The sequence below is a fragment of the Paraburkholderia sp. genome (genome assembly GCF_034668105.1).
Taxonomy (GTDB): domain Bacteria; phylum Pseudomonadota; class Gammaproteobacteria; order Burkholderiales; family Burkholderiaceae; genus Paraburkholderia.
On sequence record NZ_JAXDPY010000286.1, the window covers coordinates 1 to 2,678 of the forward strand.

Annotated in this window: 3 protein-coding genes and 1 tRNA gene; all 4 read right to left on the reverse strand. The window is 63.0% G+C overall.

All coding sequences use genetic code 11. The features are described from left to right. Positions 1–52: 52 nt before the first annotated feature. Positions 53–865 carry a GNAT family N-acetyltransferase gene (locus QOC89_RS13260; RefSeq protein WP_323045429.1) on the reverse strand — a complete coding sequence of 271 codons (813 nt, stop codon included), beginning with the start codon at positions 863–865 and terminating at the stop codon, positions 53–55. 197 nt (positions 866–1,062) lie between these two features. After that, complete coding sequence (locus tag QOC89_RS13265) at positions 1,063–1,521, reverse strand: SixA phosphatase family protein (protein WP_323045430.1); 459 nt, start codon at positions 1,519–1,521, stop codon at positions 1,063–1,065. 182 nt (positions 1,522–1,703) lie between these two features. Next, positions 1,704–1,780 (reverse strand) — tRNA-Pro (locus tag QOC89_RS13270). Positions 1,781–1,883: 103 nt separating this feature from the next. Further along, on the reverse strand, positions 1,884–2,042 hold the full coding sequence (locus tag QOC89_RS13275) for a DUF3309 family protein (protein WP_179733292.1): 159 nt from the start codon (positions 2,040–2,042) through the stop codon (positions 1,884–1,886). Between the last annotated feature and the right edge of the window lie 636 nt (positions 2,043–2,678).

Below are 2,678 nucleotides of genomic sequence, written 5' to 3' on the forward strand. Positions count from 1 at the left end.
GCATCGATCGTCTACTCGAGTCGACTGAATCGGGCGGGTATTTGCGCGTCGTTCAGCGCGCAGACGCGTCGCCGAGGAAGTGCCGCGCGTAGCGCGCGTTGATATCCGATAGACGCAGCAGCGTCAGAAAGTCAGCCGTGTTGAAATCGGGGTCCCAGGCCGGCGCGCCGCAAATCTTCGCACCAAGACGCAGATAGCCTTTCACCAGCGGCGGCGGGGCGACGTCGGCACCGTTCTGCAATTCTTCGATGGGCAGCGGCGTGTGCGGAAACGCGCGATATTCCGGCGCCGTCAACGCGTTGTCGCGCAGCGCGCAGTACAGATTGGCCGCGTAGTGGCCACCGTCGACCATCGCGACGCTCGCGCAGCCGAGCATCGTCTCGTAGCCGTTGTGCTTCATGTACGCGGCGAGGCCCGCCCATAGCGACATGATCACCGAGCCGCTGCGGTAGTCCGGGTGCACGCACGAACGGCCCACCTCGACCATCTTCGCGCGCAAGTGCGTGAGACGCGATACGTCGAACTCGCTTTCCGCATACAGACGTCCGATACGCGCCGCCTGATGCGGCGGCAGCGCGCGGTACGTGCCGACCACCTTCAGCGTGTCGAGATCGCGCACCAGCAGGTGATCGCAGTATGCGTCGAACGAATCGACATCGAGGCCGGCTGGACCCGTCAGACGCGCGCCCATTTCATCGGCGAATACGCGGTAGCGCAGACGCTGGGCTTCGCGCAGTTCCTCGGCGGTGCGGGCCCACGTGACTTGCAGGCGATGCTGGGCGGTGACCGTCTCTTCGGCGCGCGGCAGGCGACGCGTTTCGAAGAGCGAAGCCAGAGGCAGGGTGGGCGTCGGCAGTTCTCGCATGTGGCGTCCTGGTCGAAAAAAGGGGGATTTCTTTTTTCGCCAATGTAGTAACGCCTGGTGACGCTCGCATGGCAAAGCCATGACGATTGGATGACTGGCCGTAAGCTGGGTGCGCGCGGCTTGTAATGTCGTGGGCGGCGCGCGCCGGGTGTTCGTTGTGTGTTCGCCGTGTGTTGTTTTCGCGCGACCGGCTCGGATCAGATCAGATCGGGACTCATCGCCGCGCGTAGAACCGCCTGGTCCTCGCCGTCGCGTTCGCGGCTTTCGATCCACCATAGGCCGGCTTTCTTCAGCGGCCAGCTCGCATTGCTGTTGCCGAGCAGACGTGCCGCCACGTGGCCGAGCGTCGGTTGATGGCCGACAATCACGACCGTCGGCGCGATGCCTTTGGGCCAGCCGGCGGCCTTCAGCACATCGTCCGCGCTGGCGTTGGGCGCGAGTTCGCGTACCACGCGATATTGGTCGCTCAGGGTTTCGGCGGTCTGGATGGTCCGCACCGCGGGACTCGCGAGGACCACCGCATCGTCGGGCAGGCGGGTGCGCAGCCACTTGGCGACGTTTTGCGCATGTTTGCGGCCTCGCGTGGTGAGCGCGCGGGCGAGATCGCTGGCGGCAAAATCTTCGGCTTCGGCGTGACGCCAGAGGATCAGATCCATGGGTGTCTCCTTGACTCTGGTTGCGGCGTGGACAACCGCGCCGGGTTTCAATCACTGTCGCATGCGCGCTCGCGACGACGCAAGGCCGGGCATCTGTCGGCATGGGGCGTACGAACTCATGAAGCCCCAAAAGCAAAAACCCGCGAAGCCGAAGGCGACGCGGGTTTCGTATTGCTTTTTCGTGGTCGGAGCGAAAGGATTCGAACCTTCGACCCTCTGATCCCAAATCAGATGCGCTACCAGGCTGCGCTACGCTCCGACGAATCCGAGATTCTACGTGGCATTGGGTGCCAGAGTCAATCACGAATTGCGTTGGATTGGAAAAAGGGCTCGGAAGGGTTCCGAAGGCGCGCTCTCGCGGACTATATGCGGCCCATCAGCAGCAACACGATGACGATGATCAGAACGACCCCAAGCACGCCGGTCGGCCGATAACCCCAGCCGCTGCTGTATGGCCAACTCGGCAACGCGCCGATCAGCAGCAAAATGAGCACAATAAGCAGAATGGTTCCGACGGTCATTTGAGTTCTCCTGTCTGGCCCTCGGACGTGCTCGGGCCGCGTAGTCTGTTGGTTCGGCGCCTGCGCGCCGGGACGAGGGACGCGTATCGCTACGCCTCCTTGCAGGATGCTCTCCAGCAAGGCATGTGCCTGAAAGGATGTGACAGGGTGATGCAGGGTGGAAGGAGTGCGGGGGCAAGTACTGAGGCTGGGGAGCAGAGAGACTGGGAGCGTTGAGGGTGGAAGTACCGCGGAGAGGAAGTGCGCAAAGGACGAAGCGCAGGAAATGAAGCGCAGGGAATGAATCGCAGGAAATGAAGCGCAGGAAATGAAGCGCAGGCAATGAAGCGCAGGCGAGGCAGTCCGGCAGCTGGGCGAGTGGCGCGCGGCAGGCGCGCGTACGAGACGCGCGTACACAGCGGACGCGAAAGCATTTCGCGTCAATGGAAGCTCGCGCTTGCCCGTTATGCGCAAGCGCGCGAGCAGCAGTCGGTTGAGCCCCTCAATGCCGGCGACGCATCCAGTGCGGCATATGCTGGTGTGTGAACCAGTGATGCAGCATGCCTTCGCCGTCATGTTCGCGCCGGTAAGTTCTCGATACGAAAATCGACAGCGCGAGCAGCACGAGCAGACCTATTGCAAGTCCGATCAGACCTG